Annotated in this window: 29 protein-coding genes; 24 read left to right on the forward strand and 5 right to left on the reverse strand. The window is 60.6% G+C overall.

Translation table 11 applies throughout. The annotated features are described in order from the left end of the window. Window positions 1-222: 222 nt before the first annotated feature. From tppE to tppA, 6 genes are read left to right on the forward strand one after another with little or no spacing between them, the layout of a single operon-like run. Window positions 223-726 carry a type IVa pilus pseudopilin TppE gene (gene tppE, locus AACW87_RS18375; protein ID WP_043141552.1) on the forward strand — a complete coding sequence of 168 codons (504 nt, stop codon included), beginning with the start codon at window positions 223-225 and terminating at the stop codon, window positions 724-726. Continuing rightward, window positions 723-1136 (forward strand): type IV pilus modification protein PilV, encoded by a 414-nt coding sequence (gene pilV / locus AACW87_RS18380; protein ID WP_043141549.1) that lies wholly within the window; start codon window positions 723-725, stop codon window positions 1134-1136. Before tppE ends, pilV begins: the two co-directional genes overlap by 4 nt. Further along, window positions 1133-2227: a PilW family protein gene (locus tag AACW87_RS18385; RefSeq protein WP_241325748.1), complete on the forward strand. Its 1095-nt coding sequence runs from the start codon at window positions 1133-1135 to the stop codon at window positions 2225-2227. The genes pilV and AACW87_RS18385 overlap by 4 nt, the downstream gene beginning before the upstream one ends. A gap of 11 nt (window positions 2228-2238) precedes the next feature. Continuing rightward, window positions 2239-2715: a pilus assembly PilX family protein gene (locus AACW87_RS18390; protein ID WP_103471818.1), complete on the forward strand. Its 477-nt coding sequence runs from the start codon at window positions 2239-2241 to the stop codon at window positions 2713-2715. Between the two features lie 11 nt (window positions 2716-2726). Next, the gene (locus tag AACW87_RS18395) at window positions 2727-6080 is read left to right on the forward strand and encodes a pilus assembly protein (RefSeq protein ID WP_241325749.1); all 3354 of its coding nucleotides are present in this window, start codon (window positions 2727-2729) and stop codon (window positions 6078-6080) included. Between the two features lie 8 nt (window positions 6081-6088). After that, the gene (tppA, locus tag AACW87_RS18400; protein ID WP_103471600.1) at window positions 6089-6490 is read left to right on the forward strand and encodes a type IVa pilus pseudopilin TppA; all 402 of its coding nucleotides are present in this window, start codon (window positions 6089-6091) and stop codon (window positions 6488-6490) included. Window positions 6491-6511: 21 nt separating this feature from the next. On the opposite strand, the gene AACW87_RS18405 is transcribed toward tppA, so the two are convergent. Beyond that, window positions 6512-6898, reverse strand: coding sequence for a type IV pilin protein (locus AACW87_RS18405; RefSeq protein ID WP_043135448.1), 387 nt, complete (start codon window positions 6896-6898; stop codon window positions 6512-6514). A gap of 93 nt (window positions 6899-6991) precedes the next feature. On the opposite strand from AACW87_RS18405, the gene AACW87_RS18410 reads away from it, so the two are divergent. The 8 genes from AACW87_RS18410 (at window position 6992) to luxS (ending at window position 14580) form a co-directional block, all read left to right on the forward strand. Further along, window positions 6992-7528: a GspH/FimT family pseudopilin gene (locus AACW87_RS18410; protein WP_241325750.1), complete on the forward strand. Its 537-nt coding sequence runs from the start codon at window positions 6992-6994 to the stop codon at window positions 7526-7528. Further along, on the forward strand, window positions 7519-8142 hold the full coding sequence (locus tag AACW87_RS18415) for a prepilin-type N-terminal cleavage/methylation domain-containing protein (protein WP_241325751.1): 624 nt from the start codon (window positions 7519-7521) through the stop codon (window positions 8140-8142). The genes AACW87_RS18410 and AACW87_RS18415 overlap by 10 nt, the downstream gene beginning before the upstream one ends. 1 nt (window position 8143) lies before the next feature. Further along, window positions 8144-9241, forward strand: a complete 1098-nt coding sequence (locus AACW87_RS18420; RefSeq protein ID WP_241325752.1) for a PilX N-terminal domain-containing pilus assembly protein — start codon at window positions 8144-8146, stop codon at window positions 9239-9241. A 12-nt stretch (window positions 9242-9253) separates the two neighbouring features. Further along, a complete protein-coding gene (locus tag AACW87_RS18425) occupies window positions 9254-11353 on the forward strand; it encodes a type IV pilus modification PilV family protein (RefSeq protein ID WP_241325753.1) in 2100 nt (699 codons plus the stop codon). Window positions 11354-11426: 73 nt separating this feature from the next. After that, window positions 11427-13049: an NAD+ synthase gene (locus AACW87_RS18430; RefSeq protein WP_241325754.1), complete on the forward strand. Its 1623-nt coding sequence runs from the start codon at window positions 11427-11429 to the stop codon at window positions 13047-13049. A gap of 9 nt (window positions 13050-13058) precedes the next feature. After that, window positions 13059-13397 (forward strand): nitrogen regulatory protein P-II, encoded by a 339-nt coding sequence (gene glnB, locus AACW87_RS18435; RefSeq protein ID WP_005308848.1) that lies wholly within the window; start codon window positions 13059-13061, stop codon window positions 13395-13397. Window positions 13398-13458: 61 nt separating this feature from the next. Next, on the forward strand, window positions 13459-14052 hold the full coding sequence (locus AACW87_RS18440) for a transglycosylase SLT domain-containing protein (RefSeq protein ID WP_276203889.1): 594 nt from the start codon (window positions 13459-13461) through the stop codon (window positions 14050-14052). 18 nt (window positions 14053-14070) lie between these two features. Beyond that, complete coding sequence (gene luxS / locus AACW87_RS18445; RefSeq protein WP_241325755.1) at window positions 14071-14580, forward strand: S-ribosylhomocysteine lyase; 510 nt, start codon at window positions 14071-14073, stop codon at window positions 14578-14580. Window positions 14581-14642: 62 nt separating this feature from the next. Here luxS and AACW87_RS18450 read toward each other — a convergent pair whose 3' ends face one another. After that, window positions 14643-15665, reverse strand: coding sequence for a GGDEF domain-containing protein (locus AACW87_RS18450; protein ID WP_181003604.1), 1023 nt, complete (start codon window positions 15663-15665; stop codon window positions 14643-14645). Between the two features lie 134 nt (window positions 15666-15799). On the opposite strand from AACW87_RS18450, the gene rnr reads away from it, so the two are divergent. The 6 genes from rnr (at window position 15800) to AACW87_RS18480 (ending at window position 22066) form a co-directional block, all read left to right on the forward strand. Continuing rightward, a complete protein-coding gene (gene rnr, locus AACW87_RS18455; RefSeq protein WP_098980771.1) occupies window positions 15800-18193 on the forward strand; it encodes a ribonuclease R in 2394 nt (797 codons plus the stop codon). After that, a complete protein-coding gene (rlmB, locus tag AACW87_RS18460) occupies window positions 18190-18939 on the forward strand; it encodes a 23S rRNA (guanosine(2251)-2'-O)-methyltransferase RlmB (RefSeq protein ID WP_241278979.1) in 750 nt (249 codons plus the stop codon). The genes rnr and rlmB overlap by 4 nt, the downstream gene beginning before the upstream one ends. A gap of 10 nt (window positions 18940-18949) precedes the next feature. Further along, on the forward strand, window positions 18950-19516 hold the full coding sequence (locus AACW87_RS18465) for a Crp/Fnr family transcriptional regulator (RefSeq protein ID WP_241325756.1): 567 nt from the start codon (window positions 18950-18952) through the stop codon (window positions 19514-19516). Between the two features lie 57 nt (window positions 19517-19573). Beyond that, window positions 19574-20023: a GNAT family N-acetyltransferase gene (locus AACW87_RS18470; RefSeq protein WP_098980768.1), complete on the forward strand. Its 450-nt coding sequence runs from the start codon at window positions 19574-19576 to the stop codon at window positions 20021-20023. A 217-nt stretch (window positions 20024-20240) separates the two neighbouring features. Beyond that, window positions 20241-21101: a DMT family transporter gene (locus AACW87_RS18475; RefSeq protein WP_172955202.1), complete on the forward strand. Its 861-nt coding sequence runs from the start codon at window positions 20241-20243 to the stop codon at window positions 21099-21101. 128 nt (window positions 21102-21229) lie between these two features. Further along, window positions 21230-22066, forward strand: coding sequence for an EamA family transporter (locus tag AACW87_RS18480; RefSeq protein WP_241325757.1), 837 nt, complete (start codon window positions 21230-21232; stop codon window positions 22064-22066). A 45-nt stretch (window positions 22067-22111) separates the two neighbouring features. Here AACW87_RS18480 and AACW87_RS18485 read toward each other — a convergent pair whose 3' ends face one another. Continuing rightward, window positions 22112-22960, reverse strand: coding sequence for a hypothetical protein (locus AACW87_RS18485; RefSeq protein WP_241325758.1), 849 nt, complete (start codon window positions 22958-22960; stop codon window positions 22112-22114). Between the two features lie 110 nt (window positions 22961-23070). Continuing rightward, the gene (locus tag AACW87_RS18490; protein ID WP_241325759.1) at window positions 23071-24294 is read right to left on the reverse strand and encodes an Nramp family divalent metal transporter; all 1224 of its coding nucleotides are present in this window, start codon (window positions 24292-24294) and stop codon (window positions 23071-23073) included. 237 nt (window positions 24295-24531) lie between these two features. Between AACW87_RS18490 and rpsF the strand changes: the two genes are divergently transcribed. The 4 genes from rpsF (at window position 24532) to AACW87_RS18510 (ending at window position 26522) form a co-directional block, all read left to right on the forward strand. Beyond that, on the forward strand, window positions 24532-24921 hold the full coding sequence (gene rpsF / locus AACW87_RS18495) for a 30S ribosomal protein S6 (RefSeq protein WP_005313395.1): 390 nt from the start codon (window positions 24532-24534) through the stop codon (window positions 24919-24921). A 30-nt stretch (window positions 24922-24951) separates the two neighbouring features. Further along, window positions 24952-25182 (forward strand): 30S ribosomal protein S18, encoded by a 231-nt coding sequence (gene rpsR, locus AACW87_RS18500; protein WP_005313392.1) that lies wholly within the window; start codon window positions 24952-24954, stop codon window positions 25180-25182. A gap of 49 nt (window positions 25183-25231) precedes the next feature. After that, window positions 25232-25678, forward strand: a complete 447-nt coding sequence (gene rplI, locus AACW87_RS18505; RefSeq protein WP_043135484.1) for a 50S ribosomal protein L9 — start codon at window positions 25232-25234, stop codon at window positions 25676-25678. A gap of 100 nt (window positions 25679-25778) precedes the next feature. Further along, a complete protein-coding gene (locus AACW87_RS18510) occupies window positions 25779-26522 on the forward strand; it encodes a ferredoxin--NADP reductase (protein ID WP_098980764.1) in 744 nt (247 codons plus the stop codon). Between the two features lie 53 nt (window positions 26523-26575). On the opposite strand, the gene AACW87_RS18515 is transcribed toward AACW87_RS18510, so the two are convergent. Continuing rightward, window positions 26576-26905: a hypothetical protein gene (locus AACW87_RS18515; RefSeq protein WP_241325760.1), complete on the reverse strand. Its 330-nt coding sequence runs from the start codon at window positions 26903-26905 to the stop codon at window positions 26576-26578. Window positions 26906-26937: the final 32 nt, after the last annotated feature.

The raw sequence follows: 26937 nt of genomic DNA on the forward strand, positions 1-26937 counted from the left end.
GAGCCACCTCCTGCGAGGTGGCTTTTTTATGCACGATTCTTATGAATCTTGTTTACCCGGATGCCGCAGGAACCCAGCGAAAATTGATGATGTATGTCCAAGATTTGAGTAGATTGAATTGCAAGCGAAGAGCCGCAGTCTAGACTGCTGATGATCTTCTCATCTGGCTTGATGGCACATGGATATGCAGGCAAGCCCCCAACGAAATCAGAGCGAAACAGGATGTTTTTGCGTTCAGGTTTTAGCCTTATCGAGCTGATGGTCACCATAGCGATCGTGTCGATCCTGCTGACCCTGGGAGTCCCCTCCTTTAGCGCGGTATTGCGCAACATCACGTTGACCACCCAGGCCAACAATTTCGTGGCCGCCATCAACCTTGCCCGCTCCGAAGCCATTCGCCGCAATACGGCGGTGACCCTCTCCGCCACAGCCAGCAACATTACCCAGCATCACTGGGAGTCGGGCTGGCAGATCTGGGTCGACAGCAACGGCAATGGCACCCTGGATAACGGTGAGCTGCTGCGCCTCTTCCCCGACATGGGGTCAGGCACTCTGGTCAGCAACACCTCGCTCTTGCGTTTCAGTGGCAACGGCTTTCTCGATGGCCGCCAGCAGGTGACGCTGGTGTTTTCTCTGCAACCACCTGACTGTGCCGCCGAGCCGGCGCGGGACATCATGATCACCCCCGCCGGCCGTCCCTCCATCCAGGAGACCAGCTGCATATGAAGCGTCAACAAGGGCTGTCACTGCTCGAAATCCTGATCTCCGTGCTGGTGCTGTCGATCGGCATCCTCGGCATGGCGACCCTGCAGCTGCAGGCGCTCAAGAGCAACCAGTCGGCGCTGACCCGTACCGAGGCGACCCAGTACGCCTACATGATCACCGACATGATGCGGGCCAATCGCAGTGCGGCCCTGCTCGGCCAGTACAACGTGGGGCTGGGGGAGGCCGTCTCAGGCAGTTCGATGGCCATGTTGGATCTGCAGTACTGGAAACAGGCGCTGACCGGTCTGCCGAGCGGCGATGGCGCCATTGTGATCAGCGCGGGGCAGGCCACCATCACCATCCAGTGGGATGCCAGCCGGCTGCCGACCGAGCCTTCGTTGCGCAGCATGACGCTGAGGACGGATCTATGAGCGGGCGCCCGTCACTGCGACGGCAGGCCGGGGTCGGTCTGGTGGAGGTCATGATAGCCCTGGTGCTGTCTCTGCTGACGGTGGGCATCATCATTCAGGTTTTTCTCGGCAACCATAAGACCTATCTGACCGGCGAGGCCATAGCCCGGGTGCAGGAAGACAGCCGATTTGCCGTCAACCTGCTGCAAAAAGAGCTGCGAATGGTGGGTTATCAGGGGTGTCTGAGCAAGCAGGGGGTCAACATTACCAATACCCTCACCGGCGGGACTGCACTGCCCTACAACTTCACCGTCTATCTGCGCGGTTATGACAATGTCACCGCCACTCTGCCCGCAGCCTTGTCGGCCCTGTTCACCGCGGGCGAGCCCAAGCCCAGGCCGGGTAGCGATGTCTTGTTGATCCAGGGGCCGACCGGGGCCGGGGTGCCGGTGACGCGCAACAACAGCGCAGCCCAGCTGTTCGTGCAGCAGATCTCCAGCAAGGCGAACTACTGCGGCACCGGCAAGCAGGGCTACAGCGACTTGTGCGAAGGGGACATAGTCATGGTCTCCGATTGCCAGAAGGCCCGGATCTTCCAGATCACCCAGACCCAGGTGGTGGGGGCGGGGACCGAGGTCAACATAGGTCACTCCAATGACAACAAATACACCCCAGGCAATGCTATCAGTTCCTGGGGCGGGGCCAGCAGCCCGGTCGAGGAGCGTTTTGGTGCCGGTTCGATACTGAGCCGGATGGAGACCCGGATCTACTACATTGCCCGGGCCTCGGCCACCGCCCCCTACACCCTCTATCGCAAGAGTGGTCTCGCCGCCGGCATGCCGCTGGTCGAAGGGGTGACCGACATCCAGCTGACCTTCGGCGAGGATCAGAACCGGGATCGGGCGGCGGATCGTTACGTGAGCGCCGCCAGCAATCCGAACTGGGACAACGTGCTGGGGATTGGTGTCCAGCTCTTGATGCGCGGCGCTCAGGGCAATCTGGTCTCCGCGCCCCAGGCCTTGAGCTTTGCGGGCTCGACCTTCCAGGCTGGCGACAATCACTGGTACTGGGTGGCCGAGACCACGGTCGCCCTGCGCAACCGGCTGCCATGAGGATGGAATCCATGATGCCTCGACAACAGGGAATGGCACTGGTGATCAGCCTGATTTTTCTGGCCATGGTGAGCCTGCTGGCGATGGCCAGCATGCAGGGCGCACTGTTGCAGGAGAAGATGGCGGGCAACCAGAAGGAGTCGCAGCAGGCGCTGCAGGCGGCGGAGGCCGGTTTGCGTGCCGCCGAGCGCTATCTGGAAGCCGGTAATTCAGGCCCCTATGACAACAGCGCCGGTTTGTACGAGTTCGTCAGCGTGGCGGTGGATCCCGCGTCTCCCTCCACGGCCTGGCGTACCTATGCCAACAGCGGTCTGGCGGGGCGCGCCCCCGAGTACTTCATCGAGCGACTGCCCTACACCCAGGCTGGCAATGAGAGTCTGGCGGTCGACGAACCGATAGGCGAGCGTCGCCTCTATCGCATCACGGCAAGGGGATTCGGTCTCTCGGATGAGAGCCGGGTGCTGTTGCAATCGACCTACAGCCGCTAGGAGGGCAACCCATGCGCACATCTGGCTACGGACTCTCGGTCCTGCTGCTCTGCTCGCCGGTGCAGGCCGCGCTCGATATTGCCCAGGTTCCCCTCTATCTCGGTACCCGGGCCGAGCCCAACATCATGTTCAGCCTCGATGACTCCGGCTCCATGCACTTCGAGCTGATGCCGGAGGGGCTGATCGAGAACAGCGCCCGCTACGTCTATCCCCGCGTCGACAACGTGTATGGCAGCGAGGACTATGACAACCGGACCGTCACCTTCACCAGCAACAGCGACCGCAACGCCTATACCCGCTCTAGCAACAACAACAAGCTCTACTACAACCCGCTGCAGAGCTACCGCCCCTGGGCCAAGGCGGATGGCACCCTGATGGCGAACGCCAGCATCAGCTGTGCGCCGCACAATCCGTTCAATACGGCCGCCGGTTGCCGTGACCTGACCAAGAACAACCGGTCTAGATCGCTGCGTTACTACACCGGATTCTCCTCCAGCGACTACAACGATGACGAGACGTTCTGGCCCGCCGTCTATTTTGCCTACAAGGGCAGTGGCGATGTGAAGAAGGTGGGCAGCTACACCCGGGTCGAGATCAAGTCGGGCAGCACCTATGGCGGACGCCCCAACCGCAGCGACTGCAAGAGCGCCCCCGTCTGCACCTATGACGAGGAGATCCAGAACTTCGCCAACTGGTATACCTACTATCGCTCCAGGATCCTGGCGGCCAGGGCCGGGGTTGGGCGGGCCTTTGCCAGTCAGGGGCAGGCCATCCGGGTCGGCTTTGCCACCATCAACGCCAGTGGCAGCGTGATCCGTGGTGTGGCCCCCTTCTCCGGCACCGATCGCAGCGCATTTTTCAGTGACCTCTACAGCCGCGACATTCTGGCGTCCGGCACACCGCTGCGCACCAGTCTGAAGGATGTGGGGGAGTACTTTTCCCGCACGGACAACAATGGCCCCTGGGCCGCCAGTGCGGGCAGTACTCTGCCGCACCTCACCTGCCGTCAGAGTTACAACATACTGATGACGGACGGCTACTGGAACGGAGACACCCCTTCGGTGGGGGATCAGGACAAGGACGGTTACAGCAATACCCTGGCCGATGTGGCCTACCAGTATTGGAAGGCGGATCTGCGCACCGATCTGGCCAACAAGGTGCCGACCAGCACGGCAGATCCCGCCAACTGGCAGCATCTGGTCAATTTCACCGTCGGGCTGGGGGTGAATGGCTCGCTCAATCCGGCCAACGGCATCCCGAGCAACTGGCCCAATCCCCATGATCCGGATGACAAGGAGTACAAGAACCCGACCTACATTCCGGAGTACAAGATCGATGATCTCTGGCATGCGGCACTCAACAGCAAGGGCAGCTTCTTCAGTGCGGCCGACCCCGACACCTTTGCCGCGGCCCTGAGCAGCACCCTGGCCCAGATCGCGGCCCGCAACAGCTCAGCCAGTTCGGTGACCGCCAACGCGACCCGGCTGGACAGCAATACCCACATCTATCAGGCCCGTTACAACAGCGGGGACTGGTCGGGACAACTGGTTTCCATTCCGCTCAACAGCGATGGCTCATTGGGCTCCATGGCCTGGGATGCGGCGACCCTGATCCCGGCGCATTCGGCCCGCACTATTTTCACCCGGCAAAACGGGGTCGGCATCCCTTTTACCTGGGCCGATCTCAATGCCACCAACCGCGCCTTGTTCAACATCGCCGGCGACAACCAGGGGGAGAACCGGGTCGCCTATCTGCGCGGTGATCGCAGCCGTGAACAGAGCAATGGCGGCCTGTTTCGCAGTCGCAGCGATCTGCTGGGGGACATCATCAACTCGGATCCCGTCTATGTCGGTGTCAGGGACTACGGCTACGGCAGAGCCACCGGGCTGAGCCAGGCGGAGCGGGACGGTTATCAGAGTTTCCTCGGATCGACGGCCATCCGCAGCCGCACTCCCATGCTCTATGTGGGGGCCAATGATGGCATGCTGCACGGTTTCAGGGTCGCCAACGGGGTGGAGACCCTGGCCTATATTCCCGCCAGCCTGTTGGGGGATCTGAGCCTGTTGACCAAGCCTGATTACAGTCATCGTTACTATGTCGATGGTACTGCCAAGGTGGGCGATGCCTATCTTGGCAGTAGCTGGAAAACCGTACTACTGGGATCCACGGGGGCCGGTGGCAAGGCGGTATTCGCCATCGACGTGACGGCGCCGGACAATTTCAGCGCCGACAAGATGCTGTGGGAGTTCACCAATGCCGAGATGGGGGTGGCACTGGCTGCGCCGACCCTGGTTCGGGTCAAGTCCGGCAGCAAGTGGGTGGCGCTGGTGGCCAATGGTTACAACAGCACCAGCCAGACGGCGCGTCTGTTCGTGCTGGATCTGGCGACCGGCGCCGTGATCAAGGAGATAGATACCCAGGTGGGGTCGGCCAGCGAGCCGAACGGTCTCTCTTCCCCCTTGCCGGTGGATGAGGATGGCGATCGGGTGGCTGATTATGTCTATGCCGGCGATCTGCAGGGCAACCTGTGGAAGTTCGATCTGACTGACAACAACAGCGCCCAGTGGGGCAGCGCCTTCAAGACCGGCAACAAGCCAAAGCCGCTGTTCCAGGCCTGCAATGGCACCTGCTCGGCCAGTACGCGCCAACCCATCACCATGCGGCCACTGGCGATCCGCCATCCCAAGGGGGGCATCATGGTGCTGATGGGGACGGGGAGCTATTTCACCAATGATGACAAGCTGTTGCCTGCAACTCCGAGGCTGGAGGCCGTCTATGGCATCTGGGACACGGGGGCCGAGGTGAGCAGTAGCCAGTTGCTGCAACAGAGCATCACCCACGAGTATTCGGCCAATGGCACCAGCATCAAGTTCAATGTGCGGGTGGTGTCCAGCAAGGCAGTCAACTACACCAGCCAGAAGGGCTGGTACCTGGTCTTGAAGTCACCCGGGCTGAGCAAAGGGGTGGGGGAGCGCGCCGTCTCCGAGATGCTGTTTCGGAACAAGCGGCTGATCTTCAACACCCTGATCCCCTCGGCAGATGCGTGTGACTTTGGCGGCCGTTCCTGGTTGATGGAGCTGGATCCCGTGTCGGGGGCCCGTTTGACCTATTCGGTGTTTGACGTCAATGGTGACGGTGCCGTCAACGATGATGACTATGTGGGGATCAAGGATGATGCCGGCAATGACGTCAAGGTGCCGGTCAGTGGCAAGCAATTTGACGAACTCACCACGACCCCGAGCGTGGTGGAGGATGCAGACATGGAGCGTAAATACATCAGCGGATCCAGTGGCAACATCTCGGTCACGCTGGAAGAGGGGGCGGGCGATCTGGGTGGTCGTCAATCCTGGTTGCAACTGGACTAGAGGCTGGCATGGAGCGTGGATTTTCCCTGATGGAGTTGATGATTGCGGTGGCCGTGATGGCCATCCTGACCGTGATCGCCTACCCCAGTTACAACAACTACATTGCCTCGGCCAAGCGGGCCGAAGCCAAGGCAACCTTGCTGGAGGCCGCGCAATATCTGGAGCGGCAGTTTACTGCGGAGGGCAATTATGATGGCGGGAATCTGGCCTCTGCCGGACTGGCGACCCTGCCAAAGGAGGGGGGAGAGGCTTATTACAACCTGGCGCTCAATGCCAGCGGGGGTCGTTATACCCTGACGGCGATTCCGACCGGAGCCATGAATGGTGACCCCTGCGGCCTGCTGACCCTGGATCAGGGTGGGCAGCAAGGGGTGTCAGGCGCCACCATGACGGCGGCGGAATGCTGGTAGGACGGCGATACCGGTCGCCTGTTACCAGCAATCGGCTGGGGTCTTGGTGTCGGCCTTGTTGAGTGTCAGGGTATCGCAGGCAGTACTGCCGGCCTTGTCTCCGACCTGAGCCCCTTTGGTGGTGGCGATCAGGGTATAGGTGGTCGCGGTCGCCCCTGAAATGGTGAAGGTGTAGTAATCGCTGGCAGGGTTGCCCACCTGGGAGGGGGTGGCGCTGTAGCTGGTGTTGGAGACCCGAAACTCTTCCTGCTTGAGCTGCATGCTGAGCAATCCCTTGAAGGCTTCGGCCCGGCGGGATTTGCGCAAACCATCGGTGAAGCTGGGGTAGGCGACAGAAGCAATGATGGCGACGATGGCGATCACGACCATCAGCTCCAGCAGCGTGATTCCTGATTGTTTGATTCTCATGGGCGGCATGGTTCATGAAACAGGTTGATACTATAGGATAGTACTGACAGTACGCTCTACTGGCATGAGCAAAAAGAAAGGAGTCTTGAGCTAATGGAATGTACAGAGGGCAGATCCGCCGGTTTTACCCTGATTGAACTGATGGTTGCCATGGCCTTGGTCGCCCTGTTGTTGACCGTGGCCATCCCCAGCTATCAGTCATTGCGCCAGGACCAGATGGTCAAGGCGGCGGCTCTGGCCGTCTATACGGACGTGATGCTGCTCAAGTCCGAAGCACTCAAGCGCAATCGCAACTTGCAGATGATCCTGTTCAACAGTGGCACCAACAACTGGTGCTATCGCATCAGCATCGACGGGACCTGCGGCAGTTGCAGCGATACCTGCTCCAGTATTGAGGGTCGCAAGGGGGCCGATGCCAGCGAGTTCCCGGGCATTGTCCTGACGGCGACCTATACCGAATCATCGAGCCAGGTGCGCCCCATCACGTTTTCCCCCCGTCGCGGCACCCTGCCCAGCGGCAGCATCACGGTTGCCTCGTCCGTTGCCAGCATGAAGGTGGTGACCAGCAACCTCGGGCGGGTACGCACCTGTGCTGTCAGCAACCTGGTCGGGGAGGTGACATGCGATTGAGGGCTCATGGCTTCAACCTGGTCGAACTGATGGTCGCCATGGTGGCCGGGCTGCTGCTGGTCGCGGCTGTCACCTCGCTGTTCGCCACCATCCTCAAGGCCAATCATACCGCCATGCAGACCAGTCGCCTGAATCAGGAGATCCAGCTGCTGACGGACATGATAGCGCGTGATATCCAGCGAACCGGGTATGACACCAATGCGACTCAATTTCTTGCCGCAACATCCGGCAGCCGCTCCAGTTTCTATTTTGATACGGCAGCGGATCTGATGAATGAAACGGCGACGGGCTCCGGCCTCTATACCTGCATCAGGGTGCGCTATGACAATGATGAGAACGGTGTACTGAACACGGATGACACCCTGGTCTACAGCTACAGCAGTGCTGACAAGGGGATCAAGCAGGGGACTGGCGCTACGACATGTGGCAACGGCAGCCTTGTTTCTACCGATGACACCATAGAGATAACCGCCATGACCCTCAGGTTGCTGCCGAGTAGCCAGGTCAGCGGGGCGCGGGCACTGCAGTTGATGATGAGCGGTCGCTTCAAGTCTGCGCCCGCACTGACCCTGAATCTGCAGCGGGACATCAAACTGCGTAATGATGGGTACTGATATGAGCCGACAGTCGGGTTTTACCACCTTCACCATCACGTTGCTGCTGGTGCTGATCTTGTTGGGTATCTCACTGCTGGTGGGCAAGATGCTGGTGGCCGATCGACGGGTGACCCTCAATGAGGTGCTCTATCGTCAAGCCATGGCGATGGCAGAGCAGGGCATGGCGGATGGATTGGGGCGGCTGGCGCTGGACCCGGGTTGGCGCACCAGCTCGGCAACGACCACGCTGACCACTGGCAGCTACACACTCTCGTCAGTGGATGACACGGCCATTACCGTGGGGTCCGTGGTGGTGACTCCGATCCGGGTGCGCTCCCAGGCGACGCTGAGCAATGATCAGGCGCAGGCTGCAGTAGAGACCAAGGTGGTACGTTTCAGCGTGTTGGCGGGATCGCCAGCGGCCCCCTTGACCGTGGCCGGCGGCATGGCGGTCGGCGGCAACTTCACCATAGTGGCCAATCCCAATGGCGGTGGGCTGGGGGTGCCCCTGTCGGTCTGGACCAGTGGCAACGTCGACCTCATTACGGGGACGGGGCAAACCTGTCATCAGGGGGATTACAGCGGCGGCTGCTCGGCCAACATCAGCCAGAAAGGGGACAAGCAGTCGGATATCAAGGACAACGATGCCGCCTTTCCGACCGATCTGGTCTGGTATCTGTTCAATGAAAAGGATGATGCTGCCGGTTGGACCAATCTGGAGGCCAGAGCCACCCAGCGGTTGACCGATTGCAGCTCCCTCGGCCCCACCTCGACCGGGCTCATCATAGTGGATGGCGACTGCAAGCCTTCTGCCAACGTCGGCACCGAGGCCGCACCCGTGATCCTGATAGTGCGCAACGGCAATTTGGCGGTGAATGGCAACACTGTGCTGTACGGTCTGGTCTTTGCCTACTCGTCTAACCCGGCCGCGGCCGGTACGGATGTGAAGCTGACCGGGGGAGCCATAGTATATGGCGCCATGGTATCCAATTATCAGCTGGGAAATGCCAACGGCACCTACGATGCAAAGTTTGATGCCAATGTATTGAGCAACATCTCGAATGGCGCCGCTTTCCAGGTCGTCAATCAGGTGCCCGGCAGTTGGCGGGACTGGTAGAGGAAGATGAGGATGAATAGGCAAAAAGGATTTGGCCTGCTTGAGATTTTGATCACGCTGGTCGTGTTGGGGGTCGGGGTTGTCGGCCTGGTCGCCATGTCAAAGTCGGCGCTGACTGTCTCGCAGGATGGCCGTCGCTATGAGACTGCGATGCGCCTGGCTGAATCAAAACTCGATGAGTTCCGCAACTTCAATGGCGTGATGACGGCAACGGCACCGCTCACGGCTTACAACCAGATCGCCTCGGCCAGTGCCGCCGTTACCCTGTCGGGGGAACCCTATTCTCTGGCCTGGACCGTGACCAATCAGTACCTGAATGGCTCAACCTGGCAAGGCACGGTGCCGGTCGGCTATCGCCTCAGCTATCCGGGGAGAAAGGCGGTGGCCGTCAATGTCGGCTGGTCGGATAGCGAAGGGCAATCCCATATGCTGCAGCTTGTCGGGAATGTATCGCCGATAGAGTCCTTGAGCACAGATCAGCTGAACGGTGGCTTGAACACCGCAAGGCAGGGGCCCAAGGTCAACTATACGCCTGGGGTCGCCCCGGATGTCATCTCGGTTGAGCTGGGCGATGGCAACAAGCAGGAGACCAGCAAGCCCTTGCCCACAGTCACGTCCAAAGATGGTCAGGTCGGCAAGTTGGTGCAGTTTGAAACCGTGACTTACAAGCCTGAGGCCGGAGGCAACACCCAGCAGGTGTTGCAGGACATGGCCTCAGTCTCCTGCTCATGCAGTTATGGCTCCAGCCTGACCGCCTATTTGCCGGGGCAGGTCTACAGTTCGGCGAGCAAGCAACTTTACTGGAAAGCTGGCGCCATGCTGAGCAAGCCGACCGGGACACTCGACAGCAGCGTCAATGGCCAGCCCACGCTGTGTACCAGCTGCTGCAAGGATCACTTCGATGGCAGTGGCTCCAGCTTTACTAACTTCTATGCTCCGCTCAACACCAGCCGGGTGCGTTACAACAGTGCCTTGAGCACTGTCACCAGTGGCAAATATGTGGACGCCTGTCGTTTTGTCCGGCTGGACGGTTTCTATCGCCCCTTGCCAGACTGGAACCTGGTCAAGGTAGTGGTGACCACGGCCGATTTTCTGGCCAAGCCGGCCAATCAGGCCAGCTATCAGAAATACATCAAGTACGTGGTCAAGACTTACATCGACTGGCAGAAGTCGACCCTGAACTGGACGCAAGGCGCCTCCGCCACACTCCCGACGATCACCGACTTTTCGGCCTGGCTGGCCTCCAATGCAGAGACTGGGGGAGATACCACGACAGGCATCACAGTCAGTACCGGCACGGCGCAGCTCATCGCTCGCGGCATCTATGTGGACGTGCTTGACCCTGTCTATCTGGTTGGCATCGACACCAGCGAGACTGACTATCTGACCAAGGTGCCGTTTCAGGATATCAACCTGACCATGCTGGCAGAATGGACCATGGGACCACTGACCCTGTTGACCGGCAGCGCCACCGATTATGCGACCGTCACCAATGAAGCGGTGAAAACCGTGGTGGACCTCAATAACTACTATTTCGGCAGTTACAGTCGCGGCTACATGACGGCGAAAAAATCGACCAAAGACAGCGGCCAGATACTGCGGGACGTCATTATCCGGGTCGCTGCCTATCAGGGGAACTCGGGGATCACCGCCTCCCTGATCTCCCCGCAGGATCAATCATTGGCATTGAGCGCCGACATGCTGGTGAAAATTGATGCAAGCCAGCAGACGGTACCGACCATCAAAGTCAGTGGCCGAATCCAATGCTTGGATCGTGGCAAGGGGAACAATAATCCGCCGCCAGAGGCCTGCAGCAAGAACACCTTCAACAACCTGAGCATCAGCACGCCAAACTCGGGGGCGACCTGCCGTATCGACAAACCGCAGGCGAACAACCAGCCCGCAGCCTATCTGTGCGAGGCCCCGGAAAATGCGACGCTGGCCATCAATCTTTCCTACACCAATCAGGGCAGCACAACCTACATGCTGCAGCCGCCCTCTTTCAGCGTGCAGATGACGCCACAGCCCAACAATCAGGTGTTGAGCGGGCCCTGTTCCCTGCTGGTGGACAATGGCGTCACCAACGCTGCCAACCTGACTTGCACCCCTTGAGCCTTAGGCGCTGGCACCGCCAGCGCCTTTTCTTTATCATTCCCCATCATTTTCGATTTTAAGATGCATCGCCATGGCAAAAGCCCTCTCTCTGATGCTTGCCCAGTTGAACCTGACGGTAGGCGCCATCGAAGATAACTGTGACAAGGTGCTGGCTGCGGCCGCCCAGGCCGAGCAGCAAGGTGCTGATCTACTGGTGTGCTCCGAGCTGGCCCTGACCGGCTACCCGCCGGAGGATCTGCTGTTGCGTGCCGATCTGATGATCCGGGTCGACGCTGCGCTGGCTCGCATCGCGGCCTGGCAGGGCAAGTGTGCCATTCTGGTGGGTCACCCCTGGCGTGAGGGGGCTGCGCTCCATAATGCGGCTTCTCTCTATGAGCAGGGCAAGCTTATCGCCCGTTACTTCAAGCAGGATCTGCCCAACTACGGAGTATTCGACGAGAAGCGCTACTTCACCGCAGGCACGGATAGCTGCGTGGTGCCCTTCCGTGGTCATCAGCTGGGACTGCTCATCTGCGAAGATCTGTGGCAACCGGGCCCGGCGCTGGCCGCCAAGGCGGCGGGAGCCGAGCTGCTGCTCACCATCAATGCCTCGCCCTACGATCAGGAGAAACCCTGGATCCGCCATGAGCTGATGACGACCCGCTGTCACCAGACAGGTTTGCCGCTGGTCTATCTCAACCAGGTGTGTGGCCAGGACGAGCTGATCTTCGACGGTTGTTCCAAGGTGTTCAACGGTCGGGGCGAGCTGACCCATAAATTGGCTCCGTTTGCCGAAGAGCTGGCCCTGGTGCGCTTTGCCGCCGGGCAGCCGCTGAAAGAACGTGAGCCTGCCGCGTCGCTCGACCCCTTGGCCGAGACCTATCAGGCGCTGGTACTGGCGGTGCGTGATTACATCACCAAAAACGGTTTCCAGGGGGCCGTGCTGGGTCTCTCCGGCGGCATCGATTCCGCCCTGACCCTGGCCATAGCGGCCGACGCCATAGGGGCGGACAAGGTGCAGGCAGTGATGATGCCGTTCCGCTACACAGCCCAGATGAGTGTGGAGGATGCCAAGGAGCAGGCCGAGCGTATGGGGGTCGAGTTCGACATCATCTCCATCGAGCCCATGTTCGAAGGTTTCATGACCCAGCTGGCGCCGCTGTTTGCCGGCACAGCCCGGGATACCACGGAAGAGAACCTGCAGGCTCGCTGCCGTGGCGTGCTCTTGATGGCGCTCTCCAACAAGCGTCGGCGCATAGTGCTGACTACGGGCAACAAGAGCGAGATGGCCGTGGGCTATGCCACCCTGTATGGTGACATGGCGGGCGGTTTCGACGTGCTCAAGGACGTGCCCAAGACGCTGGTCTTCAAATTGTGCGAATATCGCAACTCGGTCGATTACGTGATCCCGCAGCGGGTCATCGACCGTCCCCCCTCGGCAGAGCTTGCGCCAGACCAGGTGGATCAGGACAGCCTGCCCCCCTACGACATCCTGGATGCCATCCTCAAGCGCTACGTGGAAGAGGATGCCTCGGTCGCCGATCTGGTGGCAGAGGGATTCGAGGAGGCAGTGGTGCGCAAGGTGATCCGGCTGGTGGATCTCAACGAATACAAGCGCCGTCAGGCCGCCGTCGGGCCCCGTATCACGGCCCGCAACTTTGGTAAGGATCGCCGTTACCCCATCACATCCGGGTTTGGCAAACAGAACTGGTAAGGAGTCACCATGAAGAAGATTGAAGCCATCATCAAACCGTTCAAGCTGGACGATGTGCGCGAGGCCCTGGCCGAGATCGGCATCAACGGCATGACGGTATCCGAAGTCAAAGGCTTCGGCCGCCAGAAAGGGCACACCGAGCTCTATCGCGGCGCCGAATACATGGTTGATTTCCTGCCGAAGGTAAAGGTGGAGCTGGTGGTGCAGGACGAGGATCTCGATGCCTGCCTGGAAGCCATCCAGAACACAGCCCGCACCGGCAAGATAGGTGACGGCAAGATTTTCGTCTGCGAGGTGGAACGGGTCATTCGCATTCGTACCGGCGAAGAGAACGAAGACGCGATTTGATGTGATGCATGTGCCTCGTAACGATCAAGAGAACGAAGATGCAACACGGCTGATGTCATGGATGCGCCTCGCTGCGGTGGCAGGCCTGCTGGCCGGCCTGACCGCTTGCAGTACCCGGCCGCCGGCCCAGCCGGAGAACCTGTGCCAGATCTTTCGGGAGAAACCCGAGTGGCACAAGGCGGCACTCAAGATGAACGAGAAGTGGGGGACGCCGATCCAGGTGGTGATGGCCATGATGTACCAGGAGTCCTCCTTCGTACACGACGCCCAGCCGCCTATGGGGTACTTCCTCTTCATCCCGACCGGGCGGGCCAGCTCCGCTTATGGTTATGCCCAGGTGAAAGACGAAACCTGGGACGATTACCAGCGGGAAACCGGCAACGGCTGGAGCAGTCGCGACGACTTTGCCGACGCCATCGATTTCATGGGCTGGTACACTAACAAGGCCCAGCGGCTGAATGGCACCTCCAAGTGGGATGCCTATGGCCAGTATCTCAACTATCACGAAGGGTGGGGTGGCTACCGGCGTGGCAGCTACCGCAGCAAGGGGTGGTTGATGAAGACCTCCCGCAAGGTAGAGGCTCGCGCCCAGCGCTACGGCGCCCAGTATCGACAATGCAAGGATCAGCTCTCCAGCGGGGGCTGGTTCTGGTAACCAAATCAGGAGTCAGAAATGCCGCTATTGGACAGTTTTACCGTTGACCACACCCGCATGGAAGCCCCTGCGGTACGCGTGGCCAAGACAATGCAGACCCCGAACAAGGACACCATTACCGTGTTCGATCTGCGTTTCTGCGTGCCGAATCAGGAGATCCTCTCCGAGCGCGGCATCCACACCCTCGAGCACCTGTTTGCCGGTTTCATGCGTGATCACCTGAACGGCAATGGGGTGGAGATCATAGACATCTCCCCCATGGGTTGCCGTACCGGCTTCTACATGAGCCTGATCGGCGCACCGGACGAGGCCCGTGTCGGCGCAGCCTGGAAAGCGGCCATGAGCGATGTGCTGACAGTGCAGGATCAGGCCAAGATCCCGGAGTTGAACGAATACCAGTGTGGCACCTTCAGCATGCACTCGCTGGAAGAGGCCCATGCCATCGCCCGCCACGTGCTGGAGCGCGGCATTGGCGTCAACCACAATGAGGTGCTGGCCCTGCCGGAAGATAAGCTGAAAAGCCTCTGATCCTGGTATCGCCAGCATGAAAAAGGCCGGTCATTGACCGGCCTTTTTGTTGCCTGGAAGGATCAGGAGGGCAGCGGCATCACCCGGTTGCGGCCCAGCTCCTTGGCCTTGTAGAGCAGCTTGTCGGTACGTTCGACCAGGGCATCGCCCGTCTCCTGGCCATTGTACTCACCCACCCCGAATGAAGCCGTGATGTGGTCGATGCGGCGGCCTGACTTGCGATCCAGAATGGACATCTTCTCGATGGCCCGGCGCAGGCTCTCGGCCATCTGGCGGCTCAGGGCCAGGCTGCGCATGGGCACCAGCAGGGCAAACTCCTCGCCACCGAGCCGGTAGGCGGTGATGCCCTCCTTGCAGGTTTCCCGCAGCCGCTTGCTGAAGGCGCGCAATACCTGATCCCCCAGCAGATGGCCATATTCGTCGTTGAAGTTTTTGAAGCGGTCTATGTCCGACAAAATGAGAGAGAAGGGGCGCTTGCTGCGGATCAGGCCGTCTATTTCCAGATCGAAGGCGCGTCGGTTGAGCAGGGAGGTGAGGGCATCCTCGTTGGCCAGCTTGCGAGTCTCGTTGAGCGCCTCACGCAGCTCCTTGATCTCCTTCTCGGCGCTGCTGAGCTGATTGCGAAAATGCATGGTCGACATGCGAACATCCCGCGACTCGCGTACCAGATCCCGCAAGATACCCATGGTATCCTCCAGGCTCAGCCCCTCATCGTCGATGAGGCTCAGCCGATCGAAGCTCTTGTCGAGCATCTCCTGGAACATGCCGGTGTCGGAGATGGCATCCTGCATACTATGGCCGAGCTCGTTGGCCATGGCAGCCAGAGTGAGCTTCATCGCCTCCATCTGCTGCTCGTCTTCGGCGGCGAGATGCTGGTGATAGAGCCGTTCGCAGGTGGTGAGAGAGCAGGTGCCCTGCAGCTTGATGGCCTGATCGATGGCCTGATTGAGCTCGGGCATGCTGGCGGCCACATAGTTATACCAAAGGGTGTAATTATCCGGCGTCGTGGGAATTTGATACTTGATCATCAGGGGAACCGCCTGCTTCAGATAGGCGGCGGATTGGGCGAACGAGTCCTTGCTCATGAGTTCCGTGTCTCATCATGCCTGCAAACTTTGCATAGTATGACAGAGAGATTGGCCAAAAGGCAGCCGATGGATGCCATTAGCTCCCCCCTTCGATATAATGTCTGCGTTATTACCTACCCTAAGGCCTGCTTATGTCTCAAAAAGATCCTTTCCTCCAACGCGAGGCCGAAAAATACGAAAACCCCATCGCCAGTCGCGAGATGCTGCTGGAGCTCATCAAGGGCCATGAAAAACCCATGTCCCGGGAAGAGCTGGCCAAGGCTCTCAAACTGACCGACGAAGAGCCGTTGGAAGCCTTGCGCCGTCGTCTGCGCGCCATGGAGCGTGACGGGCAACTCGTGTTCACTCGCAACCAATGTTATGCCCTGCCGGATCGTCTGAATCTGGTGAAAGGGTATGTACTCGGCCACAAAGATGGTTTCGGTTTTCTGCGCCCGGAAGGTGGTGGACCGGATCTCTATTTGAACAACCGCGAGATGCAGCGCCTGATGCATGGCGACTACGTGCTGGTGCAGCCGACCGAGATTGACCGCAAGGGTCGTCAGGAAGCGCGTCTGGTGCGTCTGCTCAAGTCCCGCGAGGCGGATATCGTCGGTCGTTACTTCGTCGAGAACGGCGTCGGTTTCGTGGTGCCGGATGACAGCCGCATCGGCCAGGACATCATCATCCCCGAAGGGGAAAACAAGGGAGCCCGCCAGAGCCAGGTGGTAGTGGTGCGCATCAATCAGCGCGCCACCTCCCGCATCAACGCGGTCGGTACCGTGCTGGACGTGCTGGGCGAGAACATGGCGCCGGGCATGGAGATCGAGATCGCCCTGCGTACCCACGGCATCCCGCATACCTGGCCGGAAGAGGTGACCAAGGAGGTTGCCGGTCTGGGCGAACAGGTACCGGAGAAGGCCAAAGAGGGTCGTATCGACCTGCGTGCCCTGCCGTTGGTCACCATAGACGGGGAAGACGCCCGTGACTTCGATGACGCCGTCTTCTGTGAAGCCAAGCGTGGTGGCGGCTGGCGCCTGTGGGTAGCCATCGCGGATGTCTCCTCCTATGTGAAGCCCGGCACTGCGCTGGATGCCGAAGCGTATCAGCGTGGCAACTCCGTCTATTTCCCCGAGTTCGTGGTGCCCATGCTGCCGGAGGTACTCTCCAACGGCCTCTGCTCCCTGAACCCGCAGGTCGACCGTCTGTGCATGGTGTGCGAGATGACCATCTCAGCCGCCGGCCGCATGTCCGGTTACAAGTTCTACGAAGCCGTGATGAACTCCCACGCGCGCATGACCTACAGCAAGGTGGCGGCGATCCTGGATGGCGAGCCCAAGCTGCGTCAGCAGTACGAGCCGCTGGTGGGTCACATCGAGGAGCTCAACAACCTCTACAAGGCGCTCAAGCATGCCCGTCACCAGCGTGGCGCCGTGGAATTCGAGAGCGAAGAGACCCGCTTCATCTTCAACGCCCAGCGCAAGATCGACCAGATAGTGCCGCTGGTGCGCAACGATGCCCACAAGATCATCGAAGAGTGCATGATCCAGGCGAACGTGGCTGCGGCCCGTTACATCGAGAAGAACGAAGCCTTTGCCCTGTTCCGGGTGCACGACCGTCCGGGCGAAGAGCGTCTGACCGGTTTCCGTGACTTCCTGGCCGAACTGGGTCTGGAGCTCAAGGGTGGCCTCGAGCCCGAGCCGAAAGACTTTGCCGAGCTGGCCGCCAAGTTTGAAGGGCGTCCGGATGCGGAGCTGCTCTCCACCATGCTGCTGCGCTCCATGCGTCAGGCCGTCTATCAGGCCGACAACATAGGTCACTTCGGTCTGGCCCTGAAGTCCTACGCGCACTTCACCTCGCCGATCCGTCGCTACCCCGACCTGATATTGCACCGCGCCATCAAGTACCAGACGGCCAAGGAGCAGCAGGGCAATCTGCGCCACAAATGGACTCCGAGCGGTGGTTACCACTACCAGCTGGAAGAAGTGGATCCCATGGGCGAGCACTGCTCCATGACAGAGCGCCGTGCCGACGATGCGACCCGCGACGTGGCCGACTGGCTCAAGTGCGAGTACATGCTGGATCACGTGGGTGACGAGTTCGATGGCGTCATCGCCAGCGTCACCGGCTTTGGTTTCTTCGTCCGTCTGGCGGAGATCCACATCGACGGTCTGGTGCACGTCAGCACCCTCACCAACGACTACTACCAGTTTGATCCCCTGCACATGCAGCTGATCGGCGAGAACTTCCGCCGTCGCTACCGTCTGGGCGACAAGGTACGCGTCAAGGTGATGGGCGTGAACCTGGACGATCGCAAGATCGACTTCGTGATGGTGGAAGAGCCGCTCCAGGCCACCGGCAAGAACGCCAAAGAGATGGCGCGCAAGCAGGCCGAAATCAAGAAAGAGAAGGCCAAGAGCGCTCAGCGCCACGAAAAACGCAAAGAGGGCAAGGAGATCGGCAAATCCGACAAGGGTGGCCGCGCCAAGCCCAGCAACAGACGACCGAGCAAAAAGGCTCGTGATAAGGTCAAGAGCACGAAATGAGTACTGAACTGATCTACGGCATTCACGCTGTATCCGCGCTGCTTGAGCGCACCCCGGAGCGTTTCATCGAAGTGTGGGCCCTCAAGGGCCGGGATGACGACCGGCTGCAACCCCTGCTGACCGAGCTTGAATCCCTCGGTCTCAAGGTGCAGAGCGTGAACCGCAAGACGCTCGATGACAAAGCCGAGGGCAACAATCACCAGGGCATCATGGCCAAGGTGATAGAGGCGCCCAAGCTGGCCGAGCACGATCTGGCCAGCCTGCTGGACGGCTTGGCGGTGCAAGAGACCGCCCCCTTCCTGCTGGTGCTGGACGGGGTGACTGACCCGCACAACCTGGGGGCCTGCCTGCGCAGCGCCGATGCGGCCGGGGTCCATGCGGTGATAGTGCCGCGGGACAAGGCCAGCGGCCTGACCTCTGTGGTGCGCAAGGTCGCCTGTGGCGCCGCCGAAGTGGTACCGCTCATCCAGGTCACCAACCTGGCCCGCAGCCTGCGCGAGTTGCAGGAGCGCGGCGTCTGGCTGGTCGGCACCGCCGGTGAGGCGGATCACGACCTCTATCAGGCCAAGCTGACCGGTCCCATGGCGCTGGTCATGGGCGCCGAAGGCAAGGGTATGCGCCGCCTGACTCGCGAGCATTGCGATGAACTGGTGAGCATCCCCATGGCCGGGGCTGTCTCCAGCCTCAACGTCTCGGTGGCAACGGGCGTCTGCCTGTTCGAAGCCGTGCGTCAGCGTCGCGCCTGAGGCGAACGGGATGGACAGACCCCCGTTTAGCCGGGATCGGGTCATGAATGAGCAGGAGGCCACGCGCCTCCTCTCTTTTGCCCGCTCGTTGACCTTGAGCCCCCGCACCTGTCTCTGGCATGCGGGCGACAGACCCGATCTGCTGGTCAGGGTGGAGCAGGGGTTGCTGCGGGCCAAGGTGGTGCTGGCGGATGGCCGCGAGTACATCAAGGAGTTCTACTGGGAGGGGGACGAGTTTATCGACTTCCACCATCTGCTCAGTGGTGAACCTGCCCGCTACAGCGTGGAGGCGCTGGAGCCCTGCCGGCTGCAACTCTTCAACCTTGGCGACTTGCGTCAGCTCCCTTGCTGGTCCGCCTGGTATCACCACCTGCTGGCGGTGCAACTGCGCATCAAGGAGGAGAAAGAGTTGCTCTTGCTGACCGAGAGCCCCCAGGCCCGTTATCAGCACTTCCTGCAATGTTTTCCCGAGCTGGACGCCAGGGTGCCGGATCACCAAATTGCCGCCTATCTGGGCATCACCCCCATCAGCCTGAGCCGCATTCGCAAACGGCTGAAGGATCTTAACAAAGGTTAATGCCAGCCCCTTGCTGGCTGGCTATGCTGCCCTTCTCATCATGAGCAAGGAATCCCCATGAACTGGTCCCTCAAGTCTTTTGAACAACTCGACGTCAACGAACTGTATGAACTGCTCACCCTGAGATCCCGCGTCTTCGTGGTGGAGCAGACCTGTGTCTTCCTCGATCTGGACGGGGTCGACAAGCGTCCCGACGTGCAGCACCTGCTCGGCTGGCAGGATGGCGTGCTGGTGGCCTACGCCAGACTGATGGCGCCCGGCGTGGCCAAGGCGAATCAGGTGGTGATCGGTCGGGTGGTGACGGCGCCCGAGGCCAGAGGCGACGGTCTGGGTCACCAGTTGATGCAGCAGGCGCTGCTGGAATGCGAACAACTGTGGCCCGGGGTCAGCATCTATCTGGGCGCTCAGGCGCACCTGCAGGGTTTCTATGGTCGTCATGGCTTCACCGCCGTGGGCGAACCCTATCTGGAAGATGACATTCCCCACATCGGCATGACCTCCTCTTAATATCTTTTAGGCATAACAATGAAATTATTATGTCTTGAGGTAGTAAAGAAAACGGGTGCTCGCCGCCATGTTACTGGGTACCCTCTGAGTGATTAATCGGCAACCGTTGATGGATAGGTTTAAAAATGGTTTTTTACCCCATTAATACAGAACAAGATTCAGCGATTGAGCCGTTGAGGCATTTTATCTGCGTTCGCCACACGAGTGGCTGTCGCTGATGGAGCTGTTGCGCAAGCGGTTCGCTCTGGACCTGCAAACCTTCGCCATCATCACCCTGGTGCTGGGCAATCTGGCCCAGGCCTTCTCCGATGTGCTGGTCAAGCTGATCGGCCCCGGTTTCAGCCCCTTCCAATACATGTTCCTGCGCCAGCTGCTGACCCTGCTGGTGCTGCTGCCCTTCATGCTGCGGGTGCCGAGAGCGGCCTGGGGACTGGGTGCCTGGAAATGGCACCTGCTGCGCGGTCACCTCTGCCTGCTCGGCGGGGGCGGCATGATGCTGGCTCTGACCCAGCTGCCGCTGGCCACGGCCAACGCCATCTTCTACGTCTCCCCGTTGCTTACCCTGCCGCTGGCGGCCTGGCTGCTCAAGGAGAAGATCAATTCCCGGGTCTGGCTGCTGGGGGGCATGGGGCTGCTCGGGGTCGTGTTCGTGCTCAAGCCGGGGGATTTTCATCTGGCGGGGCTGGGTGCCCTGGTGACCGCCTTCACCCTGGCGCTGTTCAACGTGACCGGCCGCAAGCTGCCAGCGGGTATCTCTGTGGTGGCGACCCTGTTCTGGGCCAACCTGCTGGCGTTGCCATTGACGGCGGGGTTGGCGGTGAATCAATGGCAGCCGGTGGACTGGCGTCTGCTGGCGCTGATTGGTGGCAGCGGCGTGATGCAACTGCTCTACCATGCCAGTTGCATTTATGCCTACCGGCAGGTCGAGGCCAACCGCATCGCGACGACCGAGTATTCCGGCCTGATGTTCGTGGTGCTGCTGGGGGTCTGGCTGTTTGGCGAGATCCCGGCCTGGAACCTCTGGGTCGGGGTGGGCTTTATCCTGCTGGCCATCCATTGGCAGCGTCGCCTGCGCTAGCGCGCTCTCCTCCATATGACAAACCGGCTGCTTGCCGGTGTGTCATATGAGCAGCTTATGAAGCCGATCCCGGTTGTGGCACCGAAAATAGGCTAGCCTGTCCCGCTCTCAGTGACAGGAACCCCATCGTGACACTCACCCTCTTTGCGGCCATCCTGCTGGCCGCGCTGCTGCACGCCCTCTGGAATGCGCTGGCCAAGCGCCAGGCCGAGGGGCGCGTCAGCGTCTTGCTGGTCTCCCTCTGCTCCGGGCTGTTTGCCGCCCCCTTCTTGCCGCTGGTGGGGTTGCCTGTGGCTGCCGAATACCCCTGGCTGGCGCTCTCCATCCTGCTGCATTGCGGCTATTGCCTGTTTCTCGGTCGGGCCTATCGACTGGGGGAGTTCGGCCAGATCTATCCGCTGGCCCGTGGCAGTGCCCCCCTGGTGACCCTCTTGCTCGGGGCCCTGCTGCTGGGGGAGGTGCCCGGTGGGCTGGCGGTAGCGGGTGCCCTGGTGCTGGTGAGCGGGGTGCTGCTGATGGCTTGGCGCGGCGGTATCAGGCTGGCGCCTGCAGCCCTGCGTGCCGTGCTGATCACGGCGCTGTTCACCGCAGCCTATACCCTCTCCGACGGCGCTGGCGCTCGCTCGGCCGGGGCGCCTGTGCGCTACACCCTCTGGCTGTTTGCCCTGACTGCGCTGATGATGCCGCTGCTGATGCGCTGGCAGAGTCGCACCGCCTGGCGCGCGCTCGATCTCGCGGCATGGCGTACCGGTGCCCTCGGCGGCGCTCTGTCACTGCTTGCCTACGGCATCGTCATCTGGGCCATGACCCAGGCGCCCATCGGGCTGGTGGCGGCGCTGCGCGAGAGCAGCGTGCTGTTTGCCGTGTTGCTCTCCTGGTGCTGGCTGGGGGAGAAGCTGGGGCGGGTACGGCTGTGGGCCGCGCTGGTGATCCTCTGCGGTATCTTGCTGATCCGCCTCGGCTGATGGGTGACGACGTCAGGCCGGGATAGCCCCGGCCTGACGGTTGGCTCAGGGAGTGACCCGGGTCGTCAGGGTGAAGCCCTCCTCGCAGGGGGCGAGCTGCACCCGAACCTGGCCCAGCTCGGCCAGGGTGCCGACATGGGTGCCGCCGCAGGGGATGGTGACCTCTTTACCTTCAAGCATGCAGTGCCAGTAGCGCGAATCTATGATGGCCTCGCCGGCCCGGCTGCGGCGGATCTCGCCACCGGCCGACAGCCAGTCTGCCAACTGCTGGTTTACGCTGGTCTCGATCTGCGCCAGTTCCGCCAACAAAGCGTCACTATTGACCCCCTTCTTGCGCAGGCTCTTGCCGATACGGTACTGCTCCTGGGATCCCATGGGCTCGACCCGCGAGGTCTGGATGGCGAGGCGGTCAAAGTCGGGCTGATCCAGCGCGTCGCGCTCGCTCACCTCCTTGCGCCAGTAGGGAACCAGCATCCGGTTGAGGGCCAGCGCCGCCAGATGGCAGCCGCTGTGGCCCAGGCTCAGGGCGTGGCGGGCTGCGGCATCCACCTTCAGTTCAACCCGTGAGCCCACCGCCAGAGAGTGCCGGCCTGCCAGGGGATGCACCACCACGAAGGCCCAGCCTTCGGCGCCACGCTTGACCGGAATCTCTGTGTCCACGAACAGTTCGCCTTCCGGGCTGATGGCGCCCATGCGGCAGGGGCCCACACTGGCATCGCCGCCATCCCAGCAAACCGTGCCCACATCGCCTGGCTGATCGGGCCAGAGGTGGCTCTGGGGGTGGAAAGGGGTGAGGTCGGTGACCAGCATGCTGGTGTCGCCGTTCTGGCAGAAGAGCACGCTGGCCTGTTCATGATGGTGGCCCAGCACGAAGCTGGCTCGGGTATGTTCCATGGATGGCTCCTGCGAATCGAAGAGGAAGAGAGAGCCGCAGCATACGCCAAAGTGCAGGCCGGCTCATTAACCTGGGTTAATGAGCCGGCCTGAATAGCGGGTTGTGAGCGCTAGATCATGGCAACCAGCAGGTAGGCGTTGAGCCCGATCACCAGCGCGACTATGAGGCGGCCGACTGCCTGGGTCACCGGATGGTTGCGATACTCGCCCATCAGCGCCCGATCGCCGGTCAGGATCAGCAGTGGAATGAGCGCCAACGCGATACCGAAGCTCAGCACCACCTGGCTCAGCACCAATATTTCGGTGGTGTTGAGCCCCATGGCGATCACCACGAAAGCGGGGGCCATGGTGATGGCGCGGCGCAGCCAGAGCGGTATGGTGAAGCGCACGAAGCCTTGCATCACCACCTGACCGGCGAGTGTACCCACGACCGTGGAGGAGATGCCTGAGGCCACCAGTGACAGGCCGAACAGGGTGGCGGCGGCCTGCCCGAGCAAGGGCGTGAGCGTCTGGTAGGCGGTTTCGAGTTCGGCCACGGGCTGGTTGCCGGCGCCGTGGAAGGCGGCCGCCGCCATGGCCATCATGGCCAGGTTGACGAAGCCGGCTATGGTCATGGCGATCGCTACGTCCACCCGGGTGGTGTGCAGTCGCTGGGGCACAGTGCCCTGATCCTGGGTGTGCTGGGTCAGCGCCGAGTGCAGGTAGATGACGTGAGGCATGACGGTCGCACCGAGCACGCCAGCGGCCAGATAGACGGCGTCGCTGTTGGGCAGACCGGGGAAGAGGGCGCCTTCCAGCAGGCTGGGCAGGTGGGGGCGGGAGAACACCAGCTCGACGATATAGGCCGCCGCCACGAACAGCAAGAGGCCGCCAACCACTAACTCCAGCGGCTTCTGGCCGCGGGATTGCAGCATCAGAATGCCCCAGGTGACCACGGCCGTGATGCCAGCGCCTTCCAGCAGGGTGACGCCGAGCAGCAGCTTGAAGCCCACGGCCGCACCGATGAACTCGGCGAGATCCGTGGCCATGGCGATGAGCTCCGCCTGTACCCAGTAGGCCCAGACCGCTGGTTTGGGCAGCCGATCACGTATGTGCTCCGCCAGGTTCTTGCCGGTGACTATGCCGAGCTTGGCGGAGAGGGTCTGCACCAGCATGGCCATCAGATTGGCCCATACCACCACCCACAGCAGCCGATAACCGAAGGTGGAGCCGGCCTGGATATTGGTGGCGAAGTTGCCCGGATCTATATAGCCGATGGCGGCGATAAAGGCGGGGCCAAGCAGGGTCAGTTTGAATTTGCGGGCCGGGATGGCCGTGGTCAGCGCGGGTTGCATGGAATCACCCTCCATAAGATTATGGAGATAGAATAGATCTAAATGATAATTATTATCAATTGATGTTTTGTATCATACCCATAGATAAAAACATCTGTGGCGGCCAGTTGCAGTGAGGGATGTTATTTCGTACAATACGCCGCCCTAGAAAGCAGTGTCTAAACACACCATACGTTCCTTGCCTCCGAGGTCTGGCTGCACCTGGGCGGAGGCTGAATTAATCCGTAAGGAGCTAAAATGCGTCATTACGAAATCGTCTTCATGGTTCATCCGGACCAGAGCGAGCAAGTACCCGGCATGATCGAGCGTTACACCGGCGCTATCACCACCGCGGGTGGTACTATCCATCGCATGGAAGATTGGGGCCGTCGTCAACTGGCTTACCCGATCGACAAGCTGCACAAAGCTCACTACGTTCTGATGAACGTGGAAGCAGAGCAAGCCGTTATCGATGAACTGGAAACCAACTTCCGTTTCAACGATGCCGTTATCCGCAACATGATCATGCGCACCAAGCACGCCGTGACTGAAGTTTCTCCGATGGCCAAGGCCAAGGAAGAGCGCTTCGTCCGTCGTGACGACGAGCGCCGCGAAGATACTGTTGAAGCAGCGTCTTCCGAAGAGTAATTCTGGATCACTGAATAGAGGATAAAGGCCATGGCACGTTATTTCCGTCGTCGTAAGTTCTGCCGCTTCACTGCCGAGAACGTTACCGAGATCGACTACAAAGATATCGTTACTCTGAAAAACTACGTCACTGAATCTGGCAAGATCGTACCGAGCCGTATCACCGGTACCCGCGCCAAGTATCAGCGTCAGCTGGCACGCGCCATCAAGCGTGCTCGTTACCTGGCTCTGCTGCCGTACACCGATCTGCACAACAAGTAAGAATCGGCCCGGCACTTAAGCCTAACTCAACTTTTATAGAGGAAAGGTAATGCAAGTTATCCTGCTCGACAAAATCGCCAAACTGGGCGGTCTGGGTGATCAAGTCGCTGTTAAAGCTGGCTACGCCCGTAACTATCTGATCCCGCAAGGCAAAGCCGTTATGGCTACCAAGGCCAACATCGAGACTTTCGATGCTCGCCGTGCTGAACTGGAAGCCAAACTGGCTGCCGGTAAAGCTGCCGCTGAAGAGCGCGCTGCCAAGCTGGGTGAACTGGCTGCTGTTGTCATCGCCTCCAAATCTGGCGACGAAGGCAAGCTGTTCGGTTCCATCGGTACCCGTGACGTGGCTGAAGCCATCACTGCTGCCGGCGTTGCTGTTGCCAAGAGCGAGGTCCGCATGGGCAACGTTCTGCGTAACACCGGCGAGTACGAAGTTGTTGTTCAGCTGCACGCTGACGTCAAAGCAACCGTACAAGTTCAGGTTGTTGCCCTGTAATAGCGTTTCGCTTTTGCAGAAAAACCCGCGCACTTGCGCGGGTTTTTTATTTTGGGATCAAAGGGTAAAGTGAGGTTCTGTTCCTCTGGAGGAGATCCTTATGGCAGCCTGGGTCGAAGGTAGGGTCATCGAGCGCATCGAATGGACCCCCACCCTGTTTTCCCTGCGTGTGGAGGCCGAACTCGTCCCCTACAAGGCAGGTCAATTTACCAAGCTGGCCCTCGAGCAGGGTGAGCGCCGCATCCAGCGGGCCTACTCTTTCGTCAATCCCCCCTCTGCGCCTTACCACGAGTTTTACTTCGTCGAGATCCAGGGCGGTGAGCTGACGCCTTCACTCGGTTCCCTGCAAACGGGCGACACTCTGCTGGTGCAATCCCAGGCGACCGGCTTTCTGACCCTGGATGAGCTCCCGCCCGGCCGCGATCTCTGGCTGCTCTCCACAGGTACCGCCATAGGCCCCTTCCTCTCCATGCTGGCGGACGGCGAGGCGTTCGAGCGCTTCGAGAACCTGGTACTGGTGCACGGGGTACGCAAGGGGGAGGAGCTGAGCTACCGAGCGCTGATCGATGGTTTTTCCGAGCGCCACGGCGAGCGTTTTCGCTACGTGCCCTTCGTCAGCCGCGAGGCCTGGCCCGATGCGATGGAAGGGCGGATCCCGGCGGCCATCGCCGACGGGCGACTGCAGGAGCGAGTCGGGCTCGCATTTTCACCCGAGCTGAGCCAGGTGCTGATCTGTGGCAATCCGGCCATGGTGAAGGAGACGCAACAGACCTTGCTGGCATTGGGGCTGGCCAAGAACCTGCGGCGGGCGCCGGGCAACATCAGTGCGGAGAATTACTGGTAGTCCAATGAACACAGGGGCCATGGGCCCCTGTGTGATGTCTGCTGTGGTTTCGGCTAGTTCTTCTTGCCGTTCCCATTCCCGTTGCCATTGCCCTTCTGCTTGTTGTGGCCCTGACCCGGATTGTTGCCGCTGTGGATGCTGCGGTTGTAGTGATCGCGATACTTGCCATCCACCTTGTCGCAGTTGAGCTGGATCCGGCTGTCGCCTATGCCGAGATCCAGGCAGTTGTTCTGCCACCAGTCGTACTCTTTCTGATCCCAGTTGATGTCCAGCTTGATATCGTCGGTGGATAGCTTGACGCCATCGTTGTTCTTGGAGGGCGGCGCGGCAAAGGCCACGCCATGGGCCAGCAGGAGGGAGAGCAGCAGGGCGGTTTTATTCATGATGACCTCGGATTCAGGGTGATTGCTATCAG

The organism is Aeromonas sp. MR7, assembly GCF_963899385.1.
Taxonomy (GTDB): domain Bacteria; phylum Pseudomonadota; class Gammaproteobacteria; order Enterobacterales; family Aeromonadaceae; genus Aeromonas; species Aeromonas bestiarum.